At 45.2% G+C, this 26,160-nt stretch carries 19 protein-coding genes; 5 read left to right on the forward strand and 14 right to left on the reverse strand.

Annotated features, from left to right (window positions below; all coding sequences use genetic code 11):
* Positions 1–149 precede the first annotated feature (149 nt).
* Positions 150–1,541: an amino acid permease gene (locus ACFQZR_RS28410; RefSeq protein ID WP_379351663.1), complete on the reverse strand. Its 1,392-nt coding sequence runs from the start codon at positions 1,539–1,541 to the stop codon at positions 150–152.
* Between the two features lie 266 nt (positions 1,542–1,807).
* Positions 1,808–2,656, reverse strand: coding sequence for a GNAT family N-acetyltransferase (locus ACFQZR_RS28415; protein ID WP_379351664.1), 849 nt, complete (start codon positions 2,654–2,656; stop codon positions 1,808–1,810).
* 284 nt (positions 2,657–2,940) lie between these two features.
* Here ACFQZR_RS28415 and ACFQZR_RS28420 point away from each other — a divergent pair, with 284 nt between their 5' ends.
* Together ACFQZR_RS28420 and ACFQZR_RS28425 are read left to right on the forward strand one after the other, a co-directional pair.
* On the forward strand, positions 2,941–3,945 hold the full coding sequence (locus ACFQZR_RS28420) for a helix-turn-helix domain-containing protein (protein WP_379351665.1): 1,005 nt from the start codon (positions 2,941–2,943) through the stop codon (positions 3,943–3,945).
* Positions 3,946–4,084: 139 nt separating this feature from the next.
* A complete protein-coding gene (locus ACFQZR_RS28425) occupies positions 4,085–10,492 on the forward strand; it encodes a phosphodiester glycosidase family protein (RefSeq protein WP_379351666.1) in 6,408 nt (2,135 codons plus the stop codon).
* Between the two features lie 63 nt (positions 10,493–10,555).
* On the opposite strand, the gene ACFQZR_RS28430 is transcribed toward ACFQZR_RS28425, so the two are convergent.
* The 6 genes from ACFQZR_RS28430 to ACFQZR_RS28455 all read right to left on the reverse strand — a co-directional run bounded on the left by ACFQZR_RS28430 (position 10,556) and on the right by ACFQZR_RS28455 (position 17,776).
* The gene (locus ACFQZR_RS28430; RefSeq protein WP_379351667.1) at positions 10,556–11,980 is read right to left on the reverse strand and encodes a PQQ-dependent sugar dehydrogenase; all 1,425 of its coding nucleotides are present in this window, start codon (positions 11,978–11,980) and stop codon (positions 10,556–10,558) included.
* Between the two features lie 251 nt (positions 11,981–12,231).
* On the reverse strand, positions 12,232–13,530 hold the full coding sequence (locus ACFQZR_RS28435; protein WP_379351668.1) for a polysaccharide deacetylase family protein: 1,299 nt from the start codon (positions 13,528–13,530) through the stop codon (positions 12,232–12,234).
* Between the two features lie 28 nt (positions 13,531–13,558).
* The gene (locus tag ACFQZR_RS28440) at positions 13,559–14,113 is read right to left on the reverse strand and encodes a hypothetical protein (RefSeq protein ID WP_379351669.1); all 555 of its coding nucleotides are present in this window, start codon (positions 14,111–14,113) and stop codon (positions 13,559–13,561) included.
* A gap of 396 nt (positions 14,114–14,509) precedes the next feature.
* Positions 14,510–14,950, reverse strand: coding sequence for a hypothetical protein (locus ACFQZR_RS28445; RefSeq protein ID WP_379351757.1), 441 nt, complete (start codon positions 14,948–14,950; stop codon positions 14,510–14,512).
* Between the two features lie 53 nt (positions 14,951–15,003).
* The gene (locus tag ACFQZR_RS28450) at positions 15,004–16,446 is read right to left on the reverse strand and encodes a CotS family spore coat protein (protein WP_379351758.1); all 1,443 of its coding nucleotides are present in this window, start codon (positions 16,444–16,446) and stop codon (positions 15,004–15,006) included.
* A gap of 37 nt (positions 16,447–16,483) precedes the next feature.
* Positions 16,484–17,776: a glycosyltransferase gene (locus ACFQZR_RS28455; protein WP_379351670.1), complete on the reverse strand. Its 1,293-nt coding sequence runs from the start codon at positions 17,774–17,776 to the stop codon at positions 16,484–16,486.
* 184 nt (positions 17,777–17,960) lie between these two features.
* Here ACFQZR_RS28455 and ACFQZR_RS28460 point away from each other — a divergent pair, with 184 nt between their 5' ends.
* The 3 genes from ACFQZR_RS28460 to ACFQZR_RS28470 all read left to right on the forward strand — a co-directional run bounded on the left by ACFQZR_RS28460 (position 17,961) and on the right by ACFQZR_RS28470 (position 20,885).
* Entirely contained in the window at positions 17,961–18,524 is a 564-nt protein-coding gene (locus ACFQZR_RS28460; protein ID WP_379351671.1) for an RIO1 family regulatory kinase/ATPase domain-containing protein, read from the forward strand.
* Entirely contained in the window at positions 18,502–19,470 is a 969-nt protein-coding gene (locus ACFQZR_RS28465; RefSeq protein ID WP_379351672.1) for a phosphotransferase enzyme family protein, read from the forward strand. Before ACFQZR_RS28460 ends, ACFQZR_RS28465 begins: the two co-directional genes overlap by 23 nt.
* A 224-nt stretch (positions 19,471–19,694) precedes the next feature.
* Complete coding sequence (locus tag ACFQZR_RS28470) at positions 19,695–20,885, forward strand: MFS transporter (protein WP_379351673.1); 1,191 nt, start codon at positions 19,695–19,697, stop codon at positions 20,883–20,885.
* Positions 20,886–21,004: 119 nt separating this feature from the next.
* On the opposite strand, the gene ACFQZR_RS28475 is transcribed toward ACFQZR_RS28470, so the two are convergent.
* The 6 genes from ACFQZR_RS28475 to ACFQZR_RS28500 all read right to left on the reverse strand — a co-directional run bounded on the left by ACFQZR_RS28475 (position 21,005) and on the right by ACFQZR_RS28500 (position 26,063).
* Positions 21,005–22,564 (reverse strand): SAM-dependent methyltransferase, encoded by a 1,560-nt coding sequence (locus ACFQZR_RS28475; protein ID WP_379351674.1) that lies wholly within the window; start codon positions 22,562–22,564, stop codon positions 21,005–21,007.
* Positions 22,565–22,709: 145 nt separating this feature from the next.
* Positions 22,710–23,417 carry a DNA alkylation repair protein gene (locus tag ACFQZR_RS28480; protein ID WP_379351675.1) on the reverse strand — a complete coding sequence of 236 codons (708 nt, stop codon included), beginning with the start codon at positions 23,415–23,417 and terminating at the stop codon, positions 22,710–22,712.
* Between the two features lie 103 nt (positions 23,418–23,520).
* Positions 23,521–23,985: a phage tail protein gene (locus tag ACFQZR_RS28485; protein ID WP_379351676.1), complete on the reverse strand. Its 465-nt coding sequence runs from the start codon at positions 23,983–23,985 to the stop codon at positions 23,521–23,523.
* A gap of 209 nt (positions 23,986–24,194) precedes the next feature.
* Positions 24,195–24,563 (reverse strand): GntR family transcriptional regulator, encoded by a 369-nt coding sequence (locus ACFQZR_RS28490; protein ID WP_379351677.1) that lies wholly within the window; start codon positions 24,561–24,563, stop codon positions 24,195–24,197.
* Entirely contained in the window at positions 24,560–25,216 is a 657-nt protein-coding gene (locus tag ACFQZR_RS28495; RefSeq protein WP_379351678.1) for an ABC-2 transporter permease, read from the reverse strand. The genes ACFQZR_RS28490 and ACFQZR_RS28495 overlap by 4 nt, the downstream gene beginning before the upstream one ends.
* Complete coding sequence (locus ACFQZR_RS28500) at positions 25,209–26,063, reverse strand: ABC transporter ATP-binding protein (protein ID WP_379351679.1); 855 nt, start codon at positions 26,061–26,063, stop codon at positions 25,209–25,211. The genes ACFQZR_RS28495 and ACFQZR_RS28500 overlap by 8 nt, the downstream gene beginning before the upstream one ends.
* Positions 26,064–26,160 lie beyond the last annotated feature (97 nt).

A 26,160-nucleotide genomic window follows, 5' to 3' on the forward strand; every position in this document is an offset into this window, starting at 1 on the left:
CTGTTTTTTTGTTCCCGCAGTATACGTCACGTTGCCGACAATGAAATCGCATCCATCTGAAACGACAGGTTCGATCTCAAAAAAAACATCCCACTCCTCTTTAGGGAGAATGGGATGTTTATTGATTTAGTCAAATGGATGTCTGACAGTTAGCTGCTCGTATGTTCATCATTTGTTTGATCACTTATTGGAACAGCCTTGCTAACGCCGAAAGCGTAATAACTAATCACAACAATACTTAAGAAAACAATGCCGGAAATGAGGGAGATGCGTGTCTCATCGTTTATCCACATCCCGACCAGAACCATAAGCAAAAAGGCAATGGTGACATAGTTGGACACTGGGGCAAAAGGCATTTTGAACGGATGTTGATCCAATGCAGCCCCCTTGACTTTTCTGAATTTGATTTGACTGATTAGAATAACAAACCACGGTACCATACCGGGAAGTACGCTGGCGCTGTACACATGCACAAACAGATCTTCCGGTGCAATATAGCTTAAGATCACGCCAATGCCCAATCCCACGATCACACCAATCGTTCCCAGCAGGGGCACGCCGTTATGGGACAGTTTCGTAAATATTTTCGGTGCCTGTCCATTGACTCCTAATGTATAAAGCATGCGTCCTGCGCTATAAATCCCGCTATTACAACCTGACATAGCAGAGGTGATGACGACAAAGTTGATGATCCCTGCCGCTGCAGTAATGCCGATTTTCGCAAACGTTGCAACGAACGGGCTGCCGATGGCTTGCAATTGATTCCATGGGTAGACCGTTACAATCACAAAAATCGCGCCAATATAGAAGATCAAGATCCGCCAAATAATACTTTGCGTCGCGCTCATTAACGTTTTTTGCGGGTTTTTCGCCTCACCTGCTGTAATCCCGATCAGTTCGACACCTTGATAAGCCCCAATCACCAGCGAGAGAGCGAAGAAAAAACCCGACCATCCACCGGTAAAAAAGCCCCCATGCTTCCACAGGTTAGAAAATCCGATTGCATTCCCGCCGTTGCCAATCCCGAAGAAAATCAGACCAAACCCTGCAACAATCATCAATACGATGGTTACGATTTTAATCATTGCAAACCAAAACTCAAATTCACCAAATGATTTCACAGAGAATAGGTTGGCTGCACCGAGAATCACCATTGCGACGATCCCTGGTATCCAAGCAGGCAAATCTGGAAACCAGTACTTCATATATGCCCCAACGGCAATAATCTCCGCCATCCCGACAATAACCCATTGGAACCAGTTGCTCCAAGCCGTCGTATACCCTGCCAAAGGATGAATGTACTTATGACCAAAGGTCGCAAATGACCCCGTGCTCGGTTCTACGTACTGCATTTCCCCCATTGCGCGCATGATGAAAAATATAAAAATCCCGACAATGGCATACGCAAGCATTACCGATGGACCTGTCCATTTGATCGTGCTTGCAGAGCCCATAAATAACCCGACACCGATTGTGCCGCCCAAAGCAATCATCTGAATATGACGCGCTTCGAGACCCCTCTTTAATTCATTGTTTTTCATTGCAGTTCCCCTTCCCTCTGCTACTCTCTTAGCTGTTATTTTGGACAAGCTGCAAAATCTTACAATGACGAAGTAGACGTTAATTTTATTTTGTAAGCGCTCTCTAAAGTCATTAATGACCTATCTTAAATTACTCCACTGATTAATTATATTGTAGTATCTTTTCCTTATGAAAACAATTTATGTTCATTTGGTAAATTGTGCACAATGGGAGAGGAACAAGGATTGCTCCGGCTCAGGGGGTGCAACTCCCCGATAAATCACGATCAGAGCGTTTTCAGCACAAATTCCTTAACATACTTTTCCTTAAAACCAAGGCTGTCATACAAACTTCTGGCATCATTCCCGACGACACACCAAAGGTCGACGGTTGCGCTGCCACGCTGATAGATCTCGTTGCATAAATACATCACGAACTTTCTTCCGATCCCTTGCCCCTGAAAGTCTGTACGTACGGAAATACTGCTGATTTCATGACCACAAAGGTGGCTATAAGCGACGATTTCCCCGTTTATTTCGTAGACAAAACGGTTTTCCGCATCCTCTATCCATGCTCTTCGTCCTTTTTCACTGGGCTCTGCAATCACAGAATCAGGAAAGCACCCAACACGGACGCGCATTTCATGAAAAGCTGTGGCATACAGCGACTGAGTGGGAAGATAGTCTTCATCCGTATACAGCCTCACCGGAAGCTCCTCCAGGGGAAAGCAATCGCCGGTTCGCTGCATATAAGCCGATGAAAAGTATTCGTCATAACCGAGCTTGCGCGCAAATGCAAGAGATGATTGATGACCGGCACGACAGGAGCTCCTGACTATTTGGGATCCGCCCGCTCGCAATTCGTTTTCAGCATACTTTACCATGGCGGAACCGATTCCTTGCCTACGAAGCTGAGGATCGACGAACACCGTTAAATAGGTCTGAGATGCAGGCTCGTTCACTTGGGCCAGTGCAACAAGCTTATCCTCAATAAACGCAGTAATAAACAGTTCCGGTTCTTCAGCAAGCACCCGAAGGATGTCTTCACTCGCGTCGACGTCATAGCTTAATAATTCTCTGGCGGCATTATAGTCTTTTTCACTGAAGTGTTCATATCGGATCCCTGGTATGTTCATCAGCCTTTAATTCCTCCGTTTTTTATTGAGACGTTGTATTTCCGATTATCTTCACGCCAGTGATTATTTCACAGAATAATGGATATTTAAACCAATATACGCATAAAGATCCGCAAATTGCGTACGAATCTCCTTCCTTATCCGTGATTTAGGCCTACTTATCCAACTGTTCCTTTTTAAAGGTTTTGCAAAGGCGCTCACTTCCTGGAACCATTCAGCCGAAGAAACGTTAGATACGAACGAGCGGACTACACCCAATTCAGAGGATAGGGAGGACATCAGCGATGCTTCATGTACAAATTGTAGAGCCTCATGCGGATAAACGTGCGGCAATCAAAAAGATGGTGCAAGGGATGGGGCATATCGTCGTCGGGGAGGCGTGTGACCGGGAAGAAGCATTACGATTGATGGAACAGGGCTGGCCCACACTTCTCCTGACCGATCTTATGCTGCCCCGGCTTGAAGGACTTGCCTTGGTGAGACAGGTGTACGAACAGCGTATTCCCGTAGTAACGATCATCCTGAGCGACAGCACGCGCTTCGACTATGTCCGGCAGTCCATGCAAGCAGGCGCCATCGATTATTTGCAAAAGCCGGTGAAGGGCGAAGAGCTGAGGCGTGCGCTGCGGCGGGCGGAAGAGCGAGTGGTATATTTCCACGGCGCGCATCGCGAGTTCGTGCAAGCGCAGCAGTTTTTCGAGAGGCTGGATCTTCTTCAGCCGGGCGAGTTCATCGAGAGGCACGCCGAGATGATCCGAAGAATACAGAGCTTCGAGGAGGGCCAGCAGGGAGAGAGGCTGGGCCTGTTCCGCCTACTTTATGCCAAATGGCATTACGTTCTCATGAAACGCGGGCTTGAGTTCGACGAGCCTTTCTCATGGGAGGGCGAAGATGAGGCTGTCGCTTATTTTCAGAGACTATGCGAATTCTGGATCGCCCAGTCTGCCTCGCCGGCCGATAGCAGCGTGAAGTTGAACGTAAAGCGGGCCTGCGACTATATCCGGGAGAACTACCGGAGCGATCATACGCTGGCTGAGGTCAGCGAGCGCTTCGGCATGAGCATCTCTTATTTCAGCGTGCAGTTCAAGAAATATACCGGCTATTCGTTCGTCAATTACTTGAACCGCGTCCGAATCGAGAAGGCCAAGGAGCTGCTGCTGCAGCCCAATCATAAGATTTACGAAGTAGCTGGCGAGGTGGGGTATGACACGCTGCAATATTTCAATAGAGTATTCAAGCAGCATGTACATATGACGCCGGGGGAATACCGTAGAAGACTTGGAATTTGAGCTGGCTTTTAAAGATTTCGTTAAGAAGAAAATCGGCTCAGAAACAATAAGAACGGTTCATTACTTTTCCGGCCTTGCATATTATACTAGGACACGTCATTTAGACGACTAGAATCTAGCAAGGAGGAAAAGAAACGAGATGAAACGAAAGACACGCAGCATCGCAATATGTCTCAACCTTATTATCATGTTCTCTTTGGTCTCTCCTTTGGGACAAGCGCTAGCGACGGATAGTCCCCAGGCGGCATTCGGACAAGTTCTGGATTCGCGCCAGATGGAGCTCAGTCCAGGTGCAAAGTACACCTGGCAGGAGATGAAGCTGCCGCAGGGCTTGGAGAAAATTCATTCTGTCGAATTTGATCCGAAGAATACGATGCTCGACCTACAGCCGGGCAAAACAAACGGCAAAATATACGGGATGCAGGGTGTCACCAAAATGGCCGACGACGCCGACGCCCCAGGGAACCGGGTCATTGCGGCCATCAACGGCGACTTTTACGATATGGCGACCGGCGTTCCACTCGGGTTGTTCATGGGGGACGGCGAGATTCTGACCAGTCCGCCGGAGAAATGGAGTTGGCTTGCCTTCGGCCTGAAGAATGACGGCACGACCATTTACGGCTTGAGCCCGGATCTGAACCGTACGCTTACGATCGGGGGTAAGACGGTGCCAATCTCTCACATCAATCGGATGCGAGATACGAATATAGAAGAACTAATGCTATATACCTCTTCCTTCCATACCTCTACCATGACGAATGATCTCGGGGACGAAGTCGTGCTCGACGTGCTGGAAGGCGAAGTAAAGAGCGGCAAGAGCTTGAAGCTCAAAGTGGCCGGGATACATAAAGGTAAAGGCAATACGCCGCTCAAAGCGGGTCAAGTCGTGTTGTCCGCATCGGGCAAATACCGGGCCGAGCTGGCAGGGCTGAACATTGGCGATGAGGTCACGGCCAGCTTCGAGCTGGAAGATGAATGGAAAGATGTCAAGATGGCGATGGGCGGCGTCTTCATGCTGGTGAAGGACGGCGTAGCCCAAACCCATGAAGACAAAGCCTTGTATCCGCGGGTCGGGATCGGCACCAAAGCCGACGGATCGATCATCATGGTCGAAATCGACGGCCGAGCGCCGGGCTTTAGCGAAGGCGTGTCTTACGACGATCTGGGCAAGATCATGAAGGAGATGGGCGCCGTGAATGCACTGTGCTTGGACGGCGGCGGTTCCGCGACGTTCGTCGCCAAGCTGCCCGGCGATACGAAGCGTCAAGTTCTAAACCGGCCTTCCGACGGCTCGGAGCGGAAGACGGCGAACGGACTTCTGCTCGTAAACAAAGCGCCCGAAGGCGCTGCATCTAAGCTGGTCGTGCAGCCTAACTTGGAGCGCGTACTGGTCGGATCTTCCGTTACGTTCAGAGCAGCCGCGGTGGATGCGAACGGTCATCCCGCCTCAATGACCGGAACGCCTGAATGGCGTCTCGGGGCGCCCGTCGGAACGATCGATGACGCAGGGAGATTTACGGCCGGCAATCGGGCGGGAACAGCCGAAATTACGGCGACCGCAGGCGGATTGAACGGCACAGGGCAGGTGGAAGTCGTGGATGAATTAACCGAGCTAAAATTCACTGACGCCGTGAAAACCTTCACCTCAGGCGAGAAATTCACGTTATCCGTCAGTGCGCTCCGTAACGGGCAGCTCATTCAAGCTCAAAACAACATGTTCGAATGGAAAGTCGACGATGAGAAGATCGGAAGCATCGATCAGAACGGCGTCTTTACCGCAACGAACGATACGGAGCAGAGCGGCAAAATTATCGTAAAATACAACAACGTTGTGACGTCGATGGACGTCAAGGTCGGGCTTCCGCCGGTGGTGCTGGAGGATTTCGAGAACGGTACGGGCAAGTATCAGATCGAATCCGGCGCGCGTTACAAGAGTGTGAAGCTTAGCGAGGAGACGGATGAGGACTTCGTCCGCCTAGGCAATAAAGCGGCGAAATTGGCGTACGATTTCACGGAGACGATCGGGACGTCCGGCGCGTATATCGCAGCGAAAGATCTGGAGAGCAATATTCAAATTCCCGGCTATCCGGAGAAAATCGGTCTATGGGTATACGGCGACGGGAAGAAGCACTGGCTGCGCGGACAAATCCGCGATGGCAACGGGGCGGCCGTCGGTATTGATTACGTAAATGAATCGGTGGGCGTCGATTTTACGGGCTGGCGATACCTGGAGGCCGATGTGCCAAAGGGGCGACCGCTTCCACTACGCATGGATCAGCCTGTACGCTATATGGAGACGAAGAACGATAATAAGACGGCAGGCGTCCTCTACATCGACCAAATCCGGGCGGTATACGGACCTACCAACGACGATATGGATCCGCCGATCCTGAAAGATTTCAAACCGGCGGAAGGCAGCACGATTACAACGAATACGCCGAAAATTGAAGCAATCGGCGAAGATTTCGGGTATGATCCTGTGACCCATCCGGGAACGACGCTGATCGATCCGGACAAAATCCGCTTCTACGTCGACGGTGTCTTGGTGCAGCATACGCTGTATCCACCGAAAGGACAAATTCACTATACGCCGAACGTGCCGTTAGCTGATGGAGTCCACTTGGCGAAGATCAAAATCAGAGACCTGTCCGGCAATGTGACGGAGAAAGAATGGACCTTTACGGTCAATACGGGCTCGTCGAAGATCGTCTACGAGGCTCCGACAACCGTCTATGCCGGAAATACGTACACCGTGGATATTAAAGCGCTGAAGGCAGCGGACATTCAAGGCAGCACGATGGAGTTCAACTTCGATCCGAAGAAGGTAGACGGATTGAACGTGTTGAAAGGCGACAAGCTGACGGATAGCCAACTCGTCTCGAAGATCGATGAGGCTACGGGTATCGTAAAGCTTAGCTTCAATAACATTTATACAGCAGGTTTGACGGACCAGGATCTGCTCGGTCAGATTCAATACCGAATTAAGCCCAATGCCGAGGAGAAGGTCAAGTTTGCTTTTAAATCGGGGGCTATTACGTTTAGAGACAAAGGTGATACGAGCTTCGGCTTCTTCGGCTTGCCGGTGGAAGCGGTCGTGAAGCACCATCTGCAGCTGAGCTGGGATGAGCATGGCAACGTGCAAGGGATGCCTACCACGTTACGCGTCGTCGGTGAGAACGGTGCTCCGATCGAAGGAGCGAAAGTCACTGATGTTGCCGGTTCCGAAATCGGAGCAACCGACGCGCAAGGTACGCTGATGACGGAGAAGCTTACTTCTGAAGTGAAGGAATACCGGCTCCAAGCGGTGAAGGGCAACACCTACAGCCCGATCCTGAAATTCAAAGTATCTCCGCTGGCCGGCAACCCAACGCCGAGCAACATTAGCGTCACGATGGGTGCGGATACGACAACCTCCAAAGCCTTCACCTGGCATACGAACCCGGCTACGACCGATACAGTGGTCGAGGTCGTGAAGAAGTCGGAGTTCACAGACTTCAACGCATCGAACGTGCTGCGATTTGATGGTAATAGCTATTTGTTCACCACAACCGATACGGGAACCGTACGGGTTCATAAATCCATTGCAAGCGGACTAGAGCCTGGAACGCACTATATGTTCCGCGTAGGTGACGGACACGGCAACTACAGCACGAACGGTTCGTTCCAGACGGCGGCTGCGACTGGCGAGAAGACCAAGTTCCTGTTCCTGGCGGATTCACAGGCAACGAAAGAAGCGGATTTCAAGCTGTGGGGCGATATCCTGAAAAAAGCGATGACGGATCATCCAGATACGGAGTTCGTCGTGCAGGGCGGTGACTTGGTCGAGGACGGCTTCAAGGAAAACGAATGGAACATGTGGTTCAATGCAGCGCAAGGCATCTTGATGCAGACAACCATCGTGCCTGTCGTCGGCAACCATGAAGTGACAGGTACGCGCAAAACGGAAGATTACCTCGCTCACTTCAACCACCCGCAGAACGGAATTGATAGTCTTAAAGGAAGCAACTTCTCCTTTGATTACAAGAATGCTCATTTTATTGTGCTGAATAGTGAATATGATTTCGAACAGCAGAAGGAATGGATGCGCAAAGATCTGGCCGCCACCGACAAGAAGTGGAAGATCGTCGCTTTCCACCGCGGACCGTTCGGCAGCATGTACGATTCCGAGCATATCCGTAACACGTGGACGCCGATTTTTGACGAGTTCCAAGTCGATCTTGTCATGAACGGCCACGATCACGTGTATGTACGGACCTATCCGATGAAGGACAAAAAGCCCGTAGGCGATGGCGAAGGAACGACGTATATCGTCGGTGGCTCGTCTGGGCCGAAATTCTACCAAGTATGGGCAAGGGATTGGCAAAAGGTCACCGACGGCGAGCAAGTGCAGATGTACGTCTCTGCCGAGATCGACGGGGACGAGATGAAATTCGTCGTGAAGACCATCAACGACCGCGTGGTCGATCAGTTTAGACTGGTCAAATTCCCAGCCCAATCGGTCGTCATCGATAAACCGAATGTCAATCTGGCTGTAAATGAGAGCGTGAAGTTGAACGCAACCGTGCTGCCGGCCAATGCCAGCAACAAGAGCGTCACATGGTCCGTGTACAGCTCTTCTGCGGACAACGTCGTTCAGGTAGGTGCGGACGGTTTGGTAACGGCCCAGCATTTAGGAAGCGCCGTCGTTCGTGCGACAAGCGTATGGAGCAATGTATACGCCGACAGCGTCATCACGGTAGATCGACTACCGGAGATTCACGTGGAAGAAGTGCGGCTTGATCCATCGAGCGGCACATTGAAAGTTGGGCAAGAGCTTCAATTGAACGCTACCGTGCTGCCTGAGAATGTGCCGAACAAGAGCGTCATCTGGTCCGTGTACGGCGATGCGTCGAAGCAAGTGGCCGACGTCTCCGACACGGGTCTGATTAAGGCCATCTCGCCAGGGGCACGAACGATCCGCGCGATGAGCGCCGCGGATGCGACCAAATACGCAGACTTCCAGCTCACCGTGGAAGAAGCGGATAAGCCGACCAATCCGTCGGTCAGCGAAGTTTGGCTGGATCGCGAGCGAGCGGTCATCAAGGCAGAAGATACGCTGCAATTGTCGGCCAAAATACTGCCGGAGAACGTTGTTAACAAAAATGTGATCTGGTCTGTGGAAGGTCCGAAGGGAATCGCGAATGTGACCGACAAAGGTCTGGTTACCGCATTGAACCCGGGAACGGTGTTCATCCGCGCCGCGAGCCAAATGGATCCGACCAAGTACGCGCAGCTGGAGCTAATCGTTAAGGAACGGGACGACAACCCACGTCCTGAGCCGCCGAGAGTTACAAACACGCAGCCTCCAGCTGTGACACCAGGCAAGGCGACGGTAACACCAGGCCATATCTCCGTAGATGCGAAGGTCGATGAGGGAACCGCTAAAGTTGAGATTCGCGCGGAAGACCTAGAGCGCGCACAGAAGGATGCTAAGCCAGACACCGATGGCGCTAAAGTCGTCCGTGTCGAAGTGAAGGGTGCATCAGCCGCGAACCACGTGGAAGTGTCGCTGCCTAAGAAGTCAGTAACAAAGCCGACGCCGGACAACAAAATCGAGATCGTGACGTCGATTGGCATCGTCACCTTATCTTCGGATTTCCTGAAGGATAAGAACGTATTGGATACCGACTTCGTGAGTATCATCATTAGCAAGGTCGACCCTACTTCACTAAACACTAACGCCCGGAAAGATATCGGCAGCCGTCCGATCATTAATCTAGAGGTCATGGAAAAAGGAACGCGCCGCGCGTGGAACAATCCAGATACGGTCGTACGGATTGCGATTCCGTATAAGCCGACGGCAAAGGAACTGGAGAACCCAGGCAGCATTGTCATCCAATACATCGATGCGACGGGCCGCGTGACTCCGGTGCCGAGCGGCATCTACGATCCAGCGACAGGAACGGTGCGCTTTGAAGTGAAGCACTTCAGCACCTATGCCGTAGCGGTTGTCGACAATTCCTTTGCAGATATTGCGAATTATGCGTGGGCTAAGCCGTCGATCAAGGCTTTAGCGGCGCGCGGCGTCATTCAGGGCATGGATGAGCGCACGTACGCCCCGATATCGAGCATTACAAGAGCGGATTTCGTTGCCATGCTCGTTCGAACGCTTGAGCTGAGCGCTACCGTAACCGGCAACTTCAAGGACGTGAACAGCGATGATTACTACTACGAAGCGCTGGGCACGGCCAAGGCATTGAACATCATCGAAGGAACCGGCGAAGGGATCTTTAATCCAAAAGAAAAAATCTCCCGCCAGGATATGTTTACGATCACGGCTAGAGCGCTGAGTACGGCCAGAAACTTGAACATGACTGCAAGCGCTGAGACGTTAACCGGTTTCGCGGATCATACGAAGGTCGCTGCTTATGCGGCGGACAATCTGGCCGGAATGGTTAAGGAAGGTCTGATTCAAGGCGATGGTCAGGCGCTGAACCCTGAAGGAAACGCAACGAGAGCGGAAGTCGCTGTGTTCATGTACCGCATCTTGAACAAGATTTACAAGTAAGCAGAAAACGCAAAAATAGCCCAATCCGTGCGCTGACAGCGGGCGGGTTGGGCTATTCTCTTGCTATGGAACAATTTCAAAAACGGTACCTTGGTTAAAATCAGCCACTTTCATAGAACCATAAACCCCTAAATATAGTCTGGTTTGATCCAGATTCGTGCCCAGGCTAACATAATAAGCTGATTGAGATCCAAAATTATAATCGATTTCAATCACACTAAAATCATTTAGTTTACAATCTGGTTTTACCCTGGTATAAGCCAAAACCCCTCTAACTGGAGGGTGAGATCCTTCATTCCGGGCAAGATCGGTAAACACAACGCTTCCCGTCAAATCGGGGATTCCATTCCCCATATATGGCTGGACTCCTGTTAGTGCAGTACCTCCAAATTTATCGGGCCTTGGCTCTTTATGAAAATAACTCGTTAAAGGCTGAAGACGCCTCACTGAAGTTTTTACTGCTTCATCGTAATAAGCAATTGTTTTCTCATCCAAAGCTGGATTTGCAGAACAGCGCCTAATCATCGAAGTAGGAAAAGCACCTTCCCACCCTCGCCAGCCAAAGTTAATAAATCCATTTTGGTCCGGTTCAGAATTCATTAAAGAAGCTTGAACAAGCTGGGTAACCGGTATTGGTTGGTGATGAACGAACGAAAAAATCGACTCTACCAAATCCTGTCCGACAATTCCCACATATTTGATATAGTAATTATAGAACCTTTGAAATGAAATGCCTGGAATATTGCGAACTCCTTTGGCAATGACTGTAAGCGTCTCCTGAATAGGTGCGGGAAGTTCATTAAAGCGTGTAACTACGGGTGGATTATCGATGAACATATTCTTAAAGACATCAATTTCAATAATTTTGCCGGCTATCTCCATATCATCCTGACTTAAATTAAATGGATCGTAGCCTGACCCACCATCTCCTGTTGTTAAAACAAGTTTTCCAGTTTCAGGTGAAAAGTTTAAACTGTTGACACCATTATGGTTTAAAAATGGTCTTCTTATATTAAGTAATGTCCGTCGTTTGTGAGGTTGACCATTCGGTTGTAAAATCCATTCTTCAACTGTATCGATATGATCATATTGCGTTTCTCTATTTGTCCACCTTAGGTTTAAAGTTCTGGGATCACACGGGTTAGGCTTAAAAGATTCAAAAGCGCCTGGAAGGGCACCAGGACCTTGTGTCCCGGCTACTGTAAAATGAAGATAGAAAAGACCCTTATAATAAAATTCGGGATGAAACGCTAGCCCTAGCAATCCCCGTTCATCATATCCTCCACTAGAAACACCTAGTTTTATGATTCGCGGGCTAATATCTAAAAAAGTCCTTATGACTTCGTTTCGTATGTAAAAGATCTCTCCTACCTGGGTAGCAATAAATAGACTCTCCATGGAATCACCCGGGAGTATAGCTGTTTTCAAAACAGTGGGCATATTGATCTTACTTACAATGGGCCGTAAACTAACCTTAACTTGTATCAACTAACTTCAGCACTCCCTCCTCTTGATTCCTTTTTTAAAAATATGATTAGAACTGTTCCCTTAGTACCAGTCACATCCTTAAACTAAGCTATACCCGATTGCTTAACGGGTCTTATTAGCCATCCGTATTCTCCCTACTATCTCCGAGTCTAACGGCGAATTAATACGAATAAGGGCACCCTATTTAGGATGCCCTTTCATCATTCCTGCACGTCAGTCGATGCCAGACACCTAAGCGTACTGGCACAATATTACTTGAACGTAACAAATTTCAGGTTGGCCTTTTCCAATAACTCGATAATAGCCGGCAATGCCTCTACCGTATTCTTGTGTTCATGAAGCACATACACACCCCCGGAAGGTGTTACTTTTTCGAAATACTTAATGATGTCCTCCGGCTTTTTCGCGCGCCAATCCTCAGGATCACGATTCCACATTAAAACCTTCAATTGCTGTTCCTTCGCGCTGGAAATGAGACCACCATTAACAGCACCGTATGGGGGACGGAATAAGGTAACAGGATTATGGGTATTCGACTCAATAAGGCTGGAGGTCTTCGCTAGATTCTTGACCTGCTTCTCACCGCCTGCCTTTGTAAGCACACTATGATCCCAGGAATGATTCCCGACCGACATACCGTGCTCACTCGCGTAGATGACCGCATCCGAGTGTCGTTTCACATTTTCTCCAACAAAAAGAAAGGTCGCCGCCACTCTATGTTCCATCAGAGTATCCACGATCTTCTTCGTATATACCGACGGACCATCATCGAACGTTAAAGCGACGTATCCTTCTGGCAGCGCAAAGAAGCTTTGATCCCCACTAATCTCCATGACTTCGTAGTTCTTTTGAATAACTGTAGAATTATGGGGCAACTTACCTATTAGGGGAGCCGTATCCTTCTTGTCGTATTTAGCAAGCTTAACGACGGTGGCTTCTTGATCCTCTTCCTTAATAGTAGACTCGTTCGACCGTGAATCGGTTGATGTCGTTGCCATCATAGTACCAAATTGTCTTTTTGTGCTGTTGGTATCATTCGTGATCCAATCGCTATAGAACCAGATGCATAGATAGGCAAACAAAGCACCGGTTACCAGTAGCAGTCCCCTCCGCAGCATGATTAGATTGGAGACATGCCTTGCATGGCGCTGTTCGCTTCCCTCGATCCCAGTCTCCCTCTTCTGACCGTCATCGTCATTTGGGACGGAAATAACCTTCCCTAGCTGGATCTCTTGCATCTGTGCCTTAAATTTTTCACTGCATGAAAAATAAAGCGTTTCCCTAAAGGTACCTGTCGTTCGGACTAAAGCGCTATAATACGTGTTACGATAAGGATCCCACTTAGGGTAAGGAGAAAGTCGAACTCTCCCCCCGTTCAACGGCTGCAAGGCATTCAATTGCAGATATGTAAATTCATCTATTTCAATCACGAATGAAGCTTGTTTGTCTAGATGGGAGATCCCGAGATTCATGTGGTAACAGCCATTCGGTAATTTCCCAAGCGACAATAGCTCTATCACCTGTGTGTTATACGTCTCCATTTCACTCATCGTCCTTCTAGCCAATTAGCTCTAAACCTCAATCCGATGAAATCTCACCATTTTCGCTTGATTTCGCTGCAAAAGGAGATGTCATGCGGGCAGCAAAGTCGTTGACAATGTTAACAAGATGCGTCTTCTCCTGACGAAGTGTCTCGAACTTCTGCTTCATATGCCCATGCTCAATTTCGAGTTTACCAATCTTCTCCTCAAGCTCATTGACTTTCCTGTTTTTCTCAGCAAGGGTATCGGTATTCTTTTGCAGCAAGGACGCATATTTTTGGCGTTCAACCTCATTTAAACTTTTTAGCTCCTCAATCTCGTAGGACAAGGTAGATTGGAGCTCCCGGTAATCGTCCAACATCTGGTCCACTCTTAGGTTTTTCTCGGCCAGCCTCTGCTCCAAGTCCCTAATGCTTTTCTCACGATCCTCAATGACTTTATTCATATTCTTCAGGTCTTTGTTTAACCGGTCAATTTGCCCGTTCGCATAGTTTAACCGATCTTGCATCTCGTAATTGCTTGTCTCAACACGCTGCTTGGCCTGTATCATCTGTTCGACAGCAAATACCAAATCGAGAGATTTCTTATCCAAATGCGACTTTTTTTCTAAAATGGAGCTTGACTCTTCCTCGGCCCCTGACGTACTGTAATTTTCCAACGGGTCCTGTTGCAAATCCTCAGAAACCGTATGTTCAATAAAGCTCCCCTCGGATTGCCGTTCAGAGGACTTCCTTTTTTTGAGGAAAGGAGAAATCATACTTTTTACCTCACCTTTTCTATAAATGTCGTTAATTGTCGGTTACATCCTATCAATTATAAGATAATAACCCTTAAATGAGGCGGGACTAAAGTACCGTTTTTTGTAAAATATTAACTTACAGGGGTATACCTAGTACGGGAGAATTAGATTATTCGATCTATGTAACTCAAAACACATTACGACTGTAATGCGTTCTGATTGGCATACGTTATAAGAAAGGGTTATTAACTATATCGAGAATCTCGGCTTTGAGGCCTCTTCCCGAAGGAACTCCGGATTGGATACAACATCGAATTCGTTAGGAGTAGATTGAGCCTCACGGATCCAATGGACCAATTTATAGTTAGTATCTATGGGGACAGTGCTTTTCACAGCAATCAACTTATATTCATTCATATATCTACCTATACTATCGGCAACTCCACGGATGAACTGAAGATCAGCGCTTCCATCTTTATCCGAAGGAGTACCTACACAAAGGAATATGATGTTGTTGTCACGTATTGCCTGCTTCGTCGAGGAGGTAAAGCGTATGTTACCAGATTTAAGGTGTTTCAGTAGTAAATCATCCAGCCCCTGTTCATAAAATGTAAGCTTGCCTACTGATAAAGCTTGGATTTTCATAGAATCGGTATCAAGCCCGGTTACACTCCACCCTGTTGGGGACAGGCAGCTTCTCCGTACAGATCATCAAAATGTTCACTTGTTAACAACTTCTTTCTTCAAGCCGTTTTTCGTCTTAAGTAACTTTTCTTCTTTTTCAGTGCTTTTGTGGTTTTCCTAAATCCTTTTTTTTGTTTTGTGCCTGGTTTCATTCTTATAAGTTTCTTTTGCTTTTTCTTTTTGAATTTGCTTAATTTTTTGATACGCTTTGGTTCTGTTGAGGTACGGCGTTTCGGTATTCGGAGAGTAAATTTCTTTTGTGCCCGTGTTGTATTGGAAGCAATTCGTTCAGGATTGATTGCTACAGGATCAGTAAGAATCATGTTACCTGGGATAAGGACCGGACGATCTAAGACAAATGGCGTAATTTCTTCCGTCGTATAATCTCCAGCAGGGTATTTTGATTTATCCATTTCAAGTTCAGCTAAAGCCTGCCATTTGCTTGCTTCCGTTGCCATGACTCTTTGCAGGATCGGTTCCAGCTCTGTTTGAAGGAACGACAAAGGTTCAAATACAATTTCTTTAACATGCTTGTAAAATTCGTTAGGAAATGCCATATCCAACCACAATATTTCAAACGTCTCCTGATCAATTGGATTTGCTTGATGATAGGCATCGATCATTCCACGAATCCAGGTCACGTCCCAGACGCCCATATCATCCATAGTACTGGTAATTAACTTACGTAAATCGCGAATTGGAAGGTCGTAGAACACTCCATCTAAATCGATAACCCAAATACCACCCGGACCCATTTGACCGTTAGACCAACCATAATCCTGGTGAGCAAGTCCCCAATGAGGCTCTCCTTTGGCTATCATTTTCGTATAAGGAGACAGCTTGAACTTTTCAAAAACTTCAATAGCCTGCCTCTCGAAATCATCGACGACTGCGAGTAAGCTTCCACTAGCTGCGGTTTCCGGGTAAGCCTGTGCAATATCCCTGAACCAACCTATTTGGGCAATTAATTTTTCATAATATTTGGTCCATCCGTATATCCTTGACGATCTTTCCGATCCATAAGGAGGAACATAACCTTTGGAGTTTTTATGAAACTCTCCTAAGCCATAGCAAAGCTCAGCGGCTCCTTCCAAATCTATTTTAGAAACAGGCAGCAATGGTTCTATCCATTCCGTCACAATCCACAGTTTACCGCCTGCTTCAACATAGATACTTCCATCTCGGGTTGGAATGAAAGAAGGGACCCGATATCCCAAACCAGACATGTACTCTTGCGCTCCAATACTGAAGAGACTTCTTTGAGGACGTCTGTGTAGAACTTTAATACTGCGATTTCCTTTATCTGTATTTATTTTCCAAATAGTTACGCCTTTGTCAGGCTTGGATGTTATCAGAACCATTTCATTAACCTGCATATCATATTGCTCCATGACCCGTCTTGCCAACATTTCAAATTCTGGAGGTACATACTGTTCATGCACTACATCAGGGGGTAAATCTTGCTCAGCCCAAGGGACGACTTGATAGTTTTCCACCACCATCACTCCATAATTTTTTTTTTTGAATAGCTAAGGATAATTACTGCTGATCAACATCGTTATATTTATCTTCACATATTGAGCGCAAATAGATATTTATTAAGCTCTCTGCAGTTTGCGAAATGGGAAACCGCTTTGTTACAAATTGTTTACCGGAATGGACCAAATAAGACTTTTCGTTAGCTTCCATTGTGATTAGTTTCCTAAGATGGAAAGTCAACATATCTCTTGAGTATTTATTGTCATCATCATGGTCACCAAACCAGCTATCCCACGCTTTCTCATACTTATCCGGATTGACAATACCTAAAAATCCTTTAGTACCGACTGCAATAACAGGCCTTTCGCAGGACATGGCTTCAAGTGCTACTCTTCCCGTTCCAATAACACAATCGCTAATGGAATAGTACATCCCCATATTCGTGATTTCCCCGACATAATGAATGAAATGTTCATTGATCAGATGATGCTTCTTATCTATGAGTTTTAAAATATCCTGTTGCTTGTTTCCTCCACCCGCAATAATTAGATGCAAATGGGAGTAGCCATTTTTACGTAATGAATCTACGGTATGAATTATTTCTTCGCATATTTCGCCCTTTTCCCAGGATAACCGACCAGCGTACAAGACCACGATAGCGTCTCGGGAAAGCCCTAGCTTAGAACGGAAATGCTGTAAATAAGCAGGACCATAATTATGATACTCGTGATTATCTATCCCATTGGAGATGATCTCCGTATCGATTCCTTTGGATAGAAGAAGCCGCTTAATGGAAGGGCTCACACAAGTAATTGTTAATCTTCTCTGTGAAGAATTTAAGATATTCATGTCATAGTAGTCTCCGTGAACGGTATATACGCAAGGAATATTCAATTGCTTAGCTGCTAATAGCGCTAAACTGCCTGATGGGACTTGATGACAGTGAACGAGATCAATTTTTTCCGAGCTAATAACAGATTTTAACAACTCCAAATTTTTATATTGATTCTGGTCATCGAATTCGTAATTATCCATAACAAAATCAATTTCATAAACAGGGCAGCCTAGCCCGAGAAAATGTTCACGAAGCTTACCTTTTTTACAAGCGATAACAACGAATACTCCTCTTTTATTAAGTTCGCGTGTAACAGAAAGTGTATAGGTTTCAGTACCACCTATATTTAACTGATCTAACACCATTAAGATTCGCATTGGAACCGAACGATTAATTAAAAATGGAGTCTTAATGGTTACAGGGGGGGGAGTATGAATAACGCTTTTTGGCTTAGAAGTTTGCCTTCTCTTTCTTGGTATAATGGTGTTTTTTGGTGTTCCCCGTTTTTTCTTTAGCATGGAATCACCTCCACATAACAGGTTGGTCTCTTCTATCTCTATGCATATGTCATTAGGTGAATGGATGATTGTACATTCGTGGATTTTAGATAAACGTATTTAAAATTGGTCAAACTCCTATGTCTCTTTTCTAAATATCAAATATGATAAATTAAATACATTTCATTCTGGGGTGGGATTGGGAGTGGATAAGCAACATTTACCTACTGATGCCGTTTTAATCGGGCGCGGAAAACAAGGAATGGTCTATCGGATCTCAGCCGACCGCTGCATTAAATTTTACAAGAATAAGGAACATGCACGTATGGAGTATACAGCTTACCGTCTTGCTGAGAGATCTCCGATCATTCCTAAATTATATGAATATGGTGAGGATTACTTGGTTTTAGAATTTATTAATGGACATTCATTAAAGAGAACATTGGAGAATACCAAGACGATCTCAAGAGCTGAATCCGAGCAAATTCTATACATTATTCATGAAATGAAACGCCTGGGATTTACGAGAATAGATATTGCCTTGTTTCACATTTATATCCACGAGCATACTTGTAAAATTATTGATTTGGTGAATTCTTATAATAAGGAGTATCCAGTACCTAAGGTAATGCTCAAGGGGTTAGCGAAGCTTGGATTATTGAGTCCATTCATGATGCACATCAAAGATTTGGATTCAGATATGTATTTAATATGGATGGATCATATAGCGACAAGGAGTGATCAGTATGGGGACGTCTTTACCAACTGACGTTTTATTCGCACTCAAAATGATAAGCGATTCATTTCCGGTCGGAAAGCTTAAAGGGGTAGGGCGTAAATTAGGAGGATCCTACAATCTGAATATTAAGATCGAGACAAGTAAAGGAGAATTTGTGGCCAGAATAATGAACCGACCGAATAGGTTTGAGCATCTAAATTACGTACAAACAGTACTTGCAAATTTAACGAAAAAAGGACTGCCTGTCCTAAATCCGATTCTTACGAAAAAAGGGGAGGCATTCATCTCTTTCAATGATAAATTGCTGCAGGTTACTCCCTTTGTGAGAGCGGAAACCTTTCAAGACTCGCCCAAACAAGTGGCAGCGAGTGCCCGTATGCTTAGTACGTTTCACCAAGCGATTCAATTTCCCCAATCAGGACCAGAGCCTGTTTGGTCTTTCAACCGACCATCTCATTATTACTCGAACGCTCTAGCTGATTTGAAGAGAATACCAGGAATTCCAAGTCATCAGCTCTCAGAAGCGGAAAAGATAGCAGAGAATATAATGGCGACGTGGAATCAATCACAGAAGGACTTGCCATCAGCCATTATTCATGGTGATTGGCACTTCTGGAATCAATTATATAAAGATAATGAAGTATATAGTATTATGGATTTTGATTTCATGGAACATGGAAAAAGAATTCACGACATTGCTTATTCCATGTGGGTAATATATATCATTTTGCCATACACCAAGGGTTTTGATGAGCTTTTTATAAAAGAGTACATTGGTCTTACGGAAGAAGAAGTAAGTATTCTTCCTGTAGCCATAGCTCGAGTGAGTTTGTTTATCCTATGTCAGTCCGCATATGCTGATAATCCTGAAGAGAAATGGCATAGACGTTTTCGAAAGCAAATTCCATTGATTCAGTGGCTCTTATCAAAAAGTAGATTTCATGAAATACTTCGAGAAAATAAAGAAAATAAATAACGAACCTCTGGGGAACAAGAGGTTCGTTTTTGTCTGCTTTAACACGATTAGTGATGCTGTATCCCGCTTCGACTCGTGTAAAAAAGTGTGTTTTCTTCCTGGTAATCCATTATCCGCTATTTGATAAGTATGGACTTTTCTAACTAAAATAGTTTATGGTATGATGCTTAGATTGTGTATCTACCCTGTGACACATTTACATTCATCTAAGAAAAGAGGTATATATGCACGCTACAGAATTATCCAGAAGACATTGGTTGCTCATCTTAACACTTACTTTATTAACATTTGTTCTCGGGACAAGCGAATTTGTTATTGTCGGAATCTTAACCGATATTGCCTCGAGCCTGCACATGACAAATGCAAAAGCAGGTACACTCGTTTCTGCGTTTGCGATTACGTTTGCCATTGCCACACCACTGGTGATGTCAGCAACAAGTCATTTTCCAAAGCGTAAATGGATGTTGTTTTTGATAGGATCGTTTATAATCCTTAATGCTCTGTGCGTAATTTCGACAAGCTATATCATGCTCCTTACACTTCGGATTTTGACGGCGATTGTAACAGGAGTTTTAATCTCTTTAGCCATGATTGTTGCAAGTGAAACCATGCCAATCGCAAAACGCGGACTTGCTATATCATTTGTTTTCGGTGGTTTCACACTTGCAAATGTCGTTGGAGTCCCAATTGGTACTGTCCTCGCCGACCGGTATGGCTGGAATTCTACTTTCATGTTGACTACTTTCCTAGGTGGATTGGCGTTTTTGACATCTTTTTTCGTTTTGCCTAATAAGCTCAGCCAAATACGCAGTTCGATACGGGATCAGTTTTCTTTATTGACCAAGCCACGAATTTTGATGGCTTTTTTCATTCCTGCTCTCGGATTTGGCGCAACTTATGTCGTTTATACGTACCTTGTTCCAATCTTGAAGGGAATGGAAGCACCAAATCATTCAATTAGTATAATCTTATTTGGCTACGGATTTATCTCGATTTTCAGCAACATCCTCGCTGGTAAAATTGCCAGCCACAATGCAATCGGACGACTTCGGTTTGTTTTTCTCTTGCAGGCAGTTGTTCTGACAAGTTTATTTTGGACGACAAATCATTTTATTTTAGGACTTGCCAACATTGGCTTGATGTCGTTAATGGGCATCCTCTTAACAACATCTACTCAACTTTATTTAATAGACCTTGCCGGAATTTATCAGCCAAAAGCAACAGGGCTTGCTGCTTCACTTATGCCAGTGGCAAGCAACGTAGGTATCGCTTTTGGTTCTGCATTAGGCGGAATTGTATACCATCAAGGGACTTTAATGAATGTGACATGGGTCGGTGGGATTGTTGCAGTTTGTGCAAGTATGCTAACTTTCTTTAGTCATCTTTTAGACCAAAAACAAAAGAAATTAGCATAAGAGGGAAGCTACAAAGTTAATCTTTCAATTAAAATTGAAAAAAGAAGTATCAAGAACGTTCAGTTGTTCTTTGATACTTCTTTTTTTTAATACAGACTATGTGCATACTAAATTGGGTTTCAGTATCCTCTATTCAAATGGCTTAGCAATGCCAGTGCCTCTTCATGGTCAGGCTCAAGTTCTAATAACTTTCGCGTGTACTGCAATGCCTCTTCGTCTAATTCTAACTCGATACAACAAATGGCCAGACAATAAAATACGGTTGATGCCATTTGATCCTGGTCCGAATGCATCGATATTTCCAAAAACCGCTTAGAATCTTCGTACATTTCCATCTCAAACAGGATCAATCCAGCATCCAGTGCTAAGTTATAACGCTGCGCCATGACGTAATACGATGACCACATGCTCTGAATGCCTCTTAATAGATCCAACATTTCTTCATCGTTTGCATCTGGCAGCAGACTAGAGATCTGCTTCTTACTCTGAATCAGAAATTCCGCATCATATCCACCTAAACGCCAAAAACTTAATATTTGCTGTAGCTGCATGCTATCTATATTGCGATCTACCCATTCCTTCATACTAAAAAAATCGTCCGGCCCAAAGCGTTCAATAAATCGACGATAAGCTAATCTTGTATTCGCATAATCCTTCGGAATATCCAAATTGAGAACACAACCCACATTGATGTTCTTATAGTGATGCGGGGGAAATAAAGCCGTAGCTCCTCTTTGTTCATAATAAACCTGAATAGCATGGTAGTTTGCCGTTAACGAAAAACTTCCGTGTAGTACCAACTCTGGCGGTTCGGAGAATTTCCAGTTATCAAGCAGATGATCTCCTTTATCTGCTGTTATTAATAGAAAGCCCTTCCGAGACAACCGATTCAACTGTTCCAAGCAAACCAAGGCCGCAACGGGAAATAAAATATGCGAATCTTCTAACTGCTCCTGATACACGGCAATGATGTCACGGTAAGGGTAGGTTTCTTGTTCATATTCCGGTGCCCGTCGATGCTCATAATGCAAAGATAGTTGATTTAAGGCTTCTGACGGTTGAAGTGAATCGATATTTTCAGGGCTCTCGACAATCACATCCGCTTCGTAAATGTGACCATTACCGACATAAATCAACTCTTGTGGAATACTATCAAAGAAGTAATTTGCAACTATGATTAAAGGCTGTGTTAAATCCCCCTCACGAATGGTTGTGTCAGCTACAATCAGGTTCAGAGCTGTATCATGAAGAGCATCAAATCGCGCAAAATCGAGTACTCCTTCCGCAATAAAGGATTGTAAAGCGGGATGCTCCTTCCAAGCTAACACATTGTTCATTGCCAGATCGGTCATAATGTATCGGAACGGAGGTAACGACATCCCCGCATAATCTCTCAATCGACATAACTCAAGTAACACGTGGTAAGCCAATCGTCCTGCTCCTGCTCCAAGCTCCACAATCCATACAGGCTCTGATCCATGTTCCTGACTGGCCCGATCCTGAAGAAACCCAAATATCATTTCTGCATAGGAAGTCGCGATCATCGGATTACTCGTTATATATTGAGGAACTTGGTCGTTATTCCAAGCCTTCATTCCTTTTTCTTCATAATAAGTGCGCTGCAAATCCCAAATCGGTGCTTCACTAAAACGGTAACGTTGTTCTTTATTATTTGTCATTCACTCTTATCCTGCTTCTGCTAGTTTTTTAATACCTGTTCATCACATTCATTTTTCTTACCTGCCATCATAACCTATTTATCGTGTAATCCCTAATTCTATTCTGCCAGAACTTAATCCGAACAAAATTTTTCGCCGTTATTGACTAACACCTTACATGTTTTCGTTTGAAGCCGAGATGGCCTCTATTTTCCGCCTTTTGAATATTATCTAAAGCGTTCAAAAACTTACTTTTTGCGCTACCGCGATTGACTTCGACCGGGCCAACTTCCTTCACAATCTCGACTGCCTTATCATGAAGCGGCAAATAGGATACGCCCACCGTGTACATGAAATTGTTCATCGCGTATTTCGTGCGTTCAGGAGCATCATGAATCGTATTTTTTACAAGTTCCAACATATCGGCTATCTTCCCTTCGGAAAATTCACTGTCCGGACGATTTCCGAGCAGCCAGCAGTAACAGTTCCAGCCCGCCGACATTTTCAGCTCTATATCACTTGCAATCCATTTATCGGCAACTTCCTGCGCAATATCCGTTTCTGCCAAAGTTACTGCTACCACAAAATCCGATAGCATGTAAAAATAAGCTCCATCAATCCACCGTTCAAAATCCGCCTCAGACATTGCTTTGGGATCCGCAATCACTCCTGCAAAGTACATAGCGTCATAATTCCCTGTAGCATAGAGCTGCTCAGCCAATGGTTGATTGTGTTTTATTTTCCTGAAGATGGGCTTCATCTCACCTGTGGCCACGCCAAAAAGCGGTTCGTGTGCGCCATTGGATAGGTATATCTTCTTGGTGCGTTCCTTGCCGAGAGCTTCAAGCTCTTGCATAACCATTTCTAGATTCATTGTTCGCACTTCCTTTTTAATGAAATACTATCACGATGCAAAGAAATAAATGGCACATAAAAGCCCCCTTCCGCCATGATGGTGGAGGGAGCCTTTGCTTACTTTAATATTGTCCTTTAATTACAAAAAACGAGCCCCGAATGGTTCCGGCTAGTTTAGACTTCTGCCTAGCAAACTTAAACTTCTCTTCTAACTCCTGTGGCACTTCCATTCCCTCAGACAGCTTAAAACCAACAGCCCGCTTCTTAGGGTCATCCACCGTATACATGACATTGATCGCAAGACCATCCTCGTAGAAAACGTAGGCAAATTGGATATTTTCCACTTGAAAACGTGATGTTTCTAAAGGTTTGGCCGCAAACTCAATATTACGTTCTTCTTTCAAAATGCGGTTCGCATAATCGAGGGTCTCCTGACTTTCGCTAGCAGGTACAACCGTAAATTCATGCTTGTATTTGTTCATAAAGTAACGGGCTTCATTCGCACGTAAACCAGCAAGCGCTTCTGCTACAGGGGAAGACTCTAAACCAACTGTAGACACATTCTTAAAATCAACGATATACGACATTTCCATCTCTCCTTCTCAAATTTCAAATTAGTCCTCTTATCTACCAAATATTATACCAAAAATGATATAAGAGAAAATTGCTTACATAGACTGGTATTAACAAAAACCTCTTTAAATATTCGACGTTGTTGCTTCTTCATGATTTCCCGCCAAAAAATCTGCGTCAAAGCGAATAAAAGGCACCCATTTGGGCGCCTTGTCAAAAATTATCATTCATAAATCTTTTTCAGCAGCTCAATCACTTCATCTAGGGTGAGGCCAAAGGACTTGTAGTATGCTGTGTCGCTTTCCATTTGCTTCAGGATCATGTCGTTGCGTATTCGCAGCTTCTCAACGGTCGAGAATTCGGCTACAAAACACCCTTTACCTGTTACGGTATTGATCAAACCACTTCGTTCTAGTTCTTCCCAAGCCTTCTTTACAGTGATGACACTAACACGAAGCTCCAGGGCAGCTTGTCGAATGGGTGGTAAACAATAGCCGCTTTCTAACTCGCCTTTCAGAATTTGGGCGCTGATCTGTTCGAAAAGCTGCTGATAAATCGGTTTTTCAGATGTGTTCGAGATCGATACGTTCATAAGATTTCAACTTTTAGGAACCGTTTGACCGCAATTCGATAAGCAATCATGGTGAATGCAATAAATATCACGATTCCTGCGATCAAAATCGATATTTGAAGCGCCGTATTGTCAACTCCGCTACCATTGAACGTGTCAGAGATAAAAGAATTCTGGATTCCGACCCATTGTGCAACTCCGGCAAACAGCATAGCGGCCGTAATGGATGCTGCCGCTGCCCCGCCATACTTATACGCGGTCTTGTAATACATGGATATAAAGATCACGTTGAAGATCGCGAGCATGACAAAACATAGTCCCCAAAAACCCATATGCGGTGCGAAGAAATAGTAGGTTAGATCCGGGTATAGGCGAATCGTGATCATGCCATAGATCATCGCAAGGACAAGATGTAATAATTCAAGGATGACAATAACGGTTACCCTGGCTTTCACGATGTCTTTTTTGGTTACGGGCATCATCGTGGTAAACATCAAATCGTTCTGCGTTCTAAACCCGGCAAATATATTCGGTATCGTTATCCAACAAAAATACAGAGGGACGAGAAAATAGAGCCAGCCGGGAACAAGCATTAAGGCGCCCATGAGTAAAGGAAGTGCAAAGAACCAAGGATTTACGCCTAATTTCAAATCCTTCATCACCAAGTTATACATACATATCCTCCTTTTTCGCGAAATAAATCATGATCTCCTCAAGACTCGGCGTCGTTGCTCTAATATCGGAAGAAGGGTCGAAGTCTCTGGAATGGATCAATCCCGTAAAGCCGAAAGAATTGATTTTGTAGGAAATCAACTGGTCCTTTACTTGGTGCAGCTGACTCTCGCTACCACTAAGTAAACGATACGATTCCATAAATTCGTTTTTCTCAGAACTGGCGATAATTTGCCCGTTTTCGATGAAAGTAATATAATCTGCGCATTTCTCCAAGTCGGACGTAATGTGAGTAGAGAACAGAATGCTGATTTCGCCATCAACGATGAGTTCTTGAAAAATATCTAACAGATCGTCTCTAGCGACCGGATCGAGTCCGCTTGTCGGTTCATCAAGGACGAGAAGCTTCGCGCCATGGGATAGAGCAAGGGCCAAGCTGTACTTTACTTTCATCCCCGTCGACAATTCGGCAATTTTTTTGTTTTCATCTAATTTGAATCTTCTCAGATAGTTGTAATAGGCTCCATCATCCCAGTTCTTGTAGAACTTCTTAATGACATTGGTCAATGTTTTCATCTTGCTGCGCGTATAGAAATCGATGTCGCCGAATGCGTATCCGATTTCTTGCTTCAATTCGATTTCGTGTTCGGCGATATTCTTGCCCAAAATGCATACCTCGCCGCTATCGATATGAATCATTTTCAAAATCGATTTTATCGTGGTTGTTTTTCCTGCGCCATTGGCTCCGATAAAGCCCATAATATAACCCTTTTCCAGTTGAAACGATACGTCTTTTAACTGAAAATTGGGGTATTGCTTATTTAAATTACGAATGTCTAATGCCAGCATACCGTACCTCCTCATTAAATTGTGTATGTTGTGCATGCACAATGTACCATGATGGAGTTTATGAAGTCAACTGTTTTTTAACCTAATTTTGGATATT

This window comes from Paenibacillus sp. GCM10027629 (assembly GCF_042676425.1).
In the GTDB taxonomy this organism is placed as follows: domain Bacteria; phylum Bacillota; class Bacilli; order Paenibacillales; family Paenibacillaceae; genus Paenibacillus_K; species Paenibacillus_K terrigena.

What these genes read in the sequence shown, in the direction of transcription:
- ACFQZR_RS28470 (WP_379351673.1), top strand. Translation starts at nt 19,695, where the DNA reads ATGCACGCTACAGAATTATCCAGAAGACATTGGTTGCTCATCTTAACA.
- ACFQZR_RS28425 (WP_379351666.1), top strand. Translation starts at nt 4,085, where the DNA reads ATGAAACGAAAGACACGCAGCATCGCAATATGTCTCAACCTTATTATC.
- ACFQZR_RS28420 (WP_379351665.1), top strand. Translation starts at nt 2,941, where the DNA reads ATGCTTCATGTACAAATTGTAGAGCCTCATGCGGATAAACGTGCGGCA.
- ACFQZR_RS28480 (WP_379351675.1), bottom strand. Translation starts at nt 23,417, where the DNA reads ATGAATCTAGAAATGGTTATGCAAGAGCTTGAAGCTCTCGGCAAGGAA.
- ACFQZR_RS28465 (WP_379351672.1), top strand. Translation starts at nt 18,502, where the DNA reads ATGGGGACGTCTTTACCAACTGACGTTTTATTCGCACTCAAAATGATA.
- ACFQZR_RS28450 (WP_379351758.1), bottom strand. Translation starts at nt 16,446, where the DNA reads ATGGTGGTGGAAAACTATCAAGTCGTCCCTTGGGCTGAGCAAGATTTA.
- ACFQZR_RS28435 (WP_379351668.1), bottom strand. Translation starts at nt 13,530, where the DNA reads ATGAGTGAAATGGAGACGTATAACACACAGGTGATAGAGCTATTGTCG.
- ACFQZR_RS28410 (WP_379351663.1), bottom strand. Translation starts at nt 1,541, where the DNA reads ATGAAAAACAATGAATTAAAGAGGGGTCTCGAAGCGCGTCATATTCAG.
- ACFQZR_RS28455 (WP_379351670.1), bottom strand. Translation starts at nt 17,776, where the DNA reads ATGCTAAAGAAAAAACGGGGAACACCAAAAAACACCATTATACCAAGA.
- ACFQZR_RS28475 (WP_379351674.1), bottom strand. Translation starts at nt 22,564, where the DNA reads ATGACAAATAATAAAGAACAACGTTACCGTTTTAGTGAAGCACCGATT.
- ACFQZR_RS28490 (WP_379351677.1), bottom strand. Translation starts at nt 24,563, where the DNA reads ATGAACGTATCGATCTCGAACACATCTGAAAAACCGATTTATCAGCAG.
- ACFQZR_RS28485 (WP_379351676.1), bottom strand. Translation starts at nt 23,985, where the DNA reads ATGTCGTATATCGTTGATTTTAAGAATGTGTCTACAGTTGGTTTAGAG.
- ACFQZR_RS28415 (WP_379351664.1), bottom strand. Translation starts at nt 2,656, where the DNA reads ATGAACATACCAGGGATCCGATATGAACACTTCAGTGAAAAAGACTAT.
- ACFQZR_RS28495 (WP_379351678.1), bottom strand. Translation starts at nt 25,216, where the DNA reads ATGTATAACTTGGTGATGAAGGATTTGAAATTAGGCGTAAATCCTTGG.
- ACFQZR_RS28500 (WP_379351679.1), bottom strand. Translation starts at nt 26,063, where the DNA reads ATGCTGGCATTAGACATTCGTAATTTAAATAAGCAATACCCCAATTTT.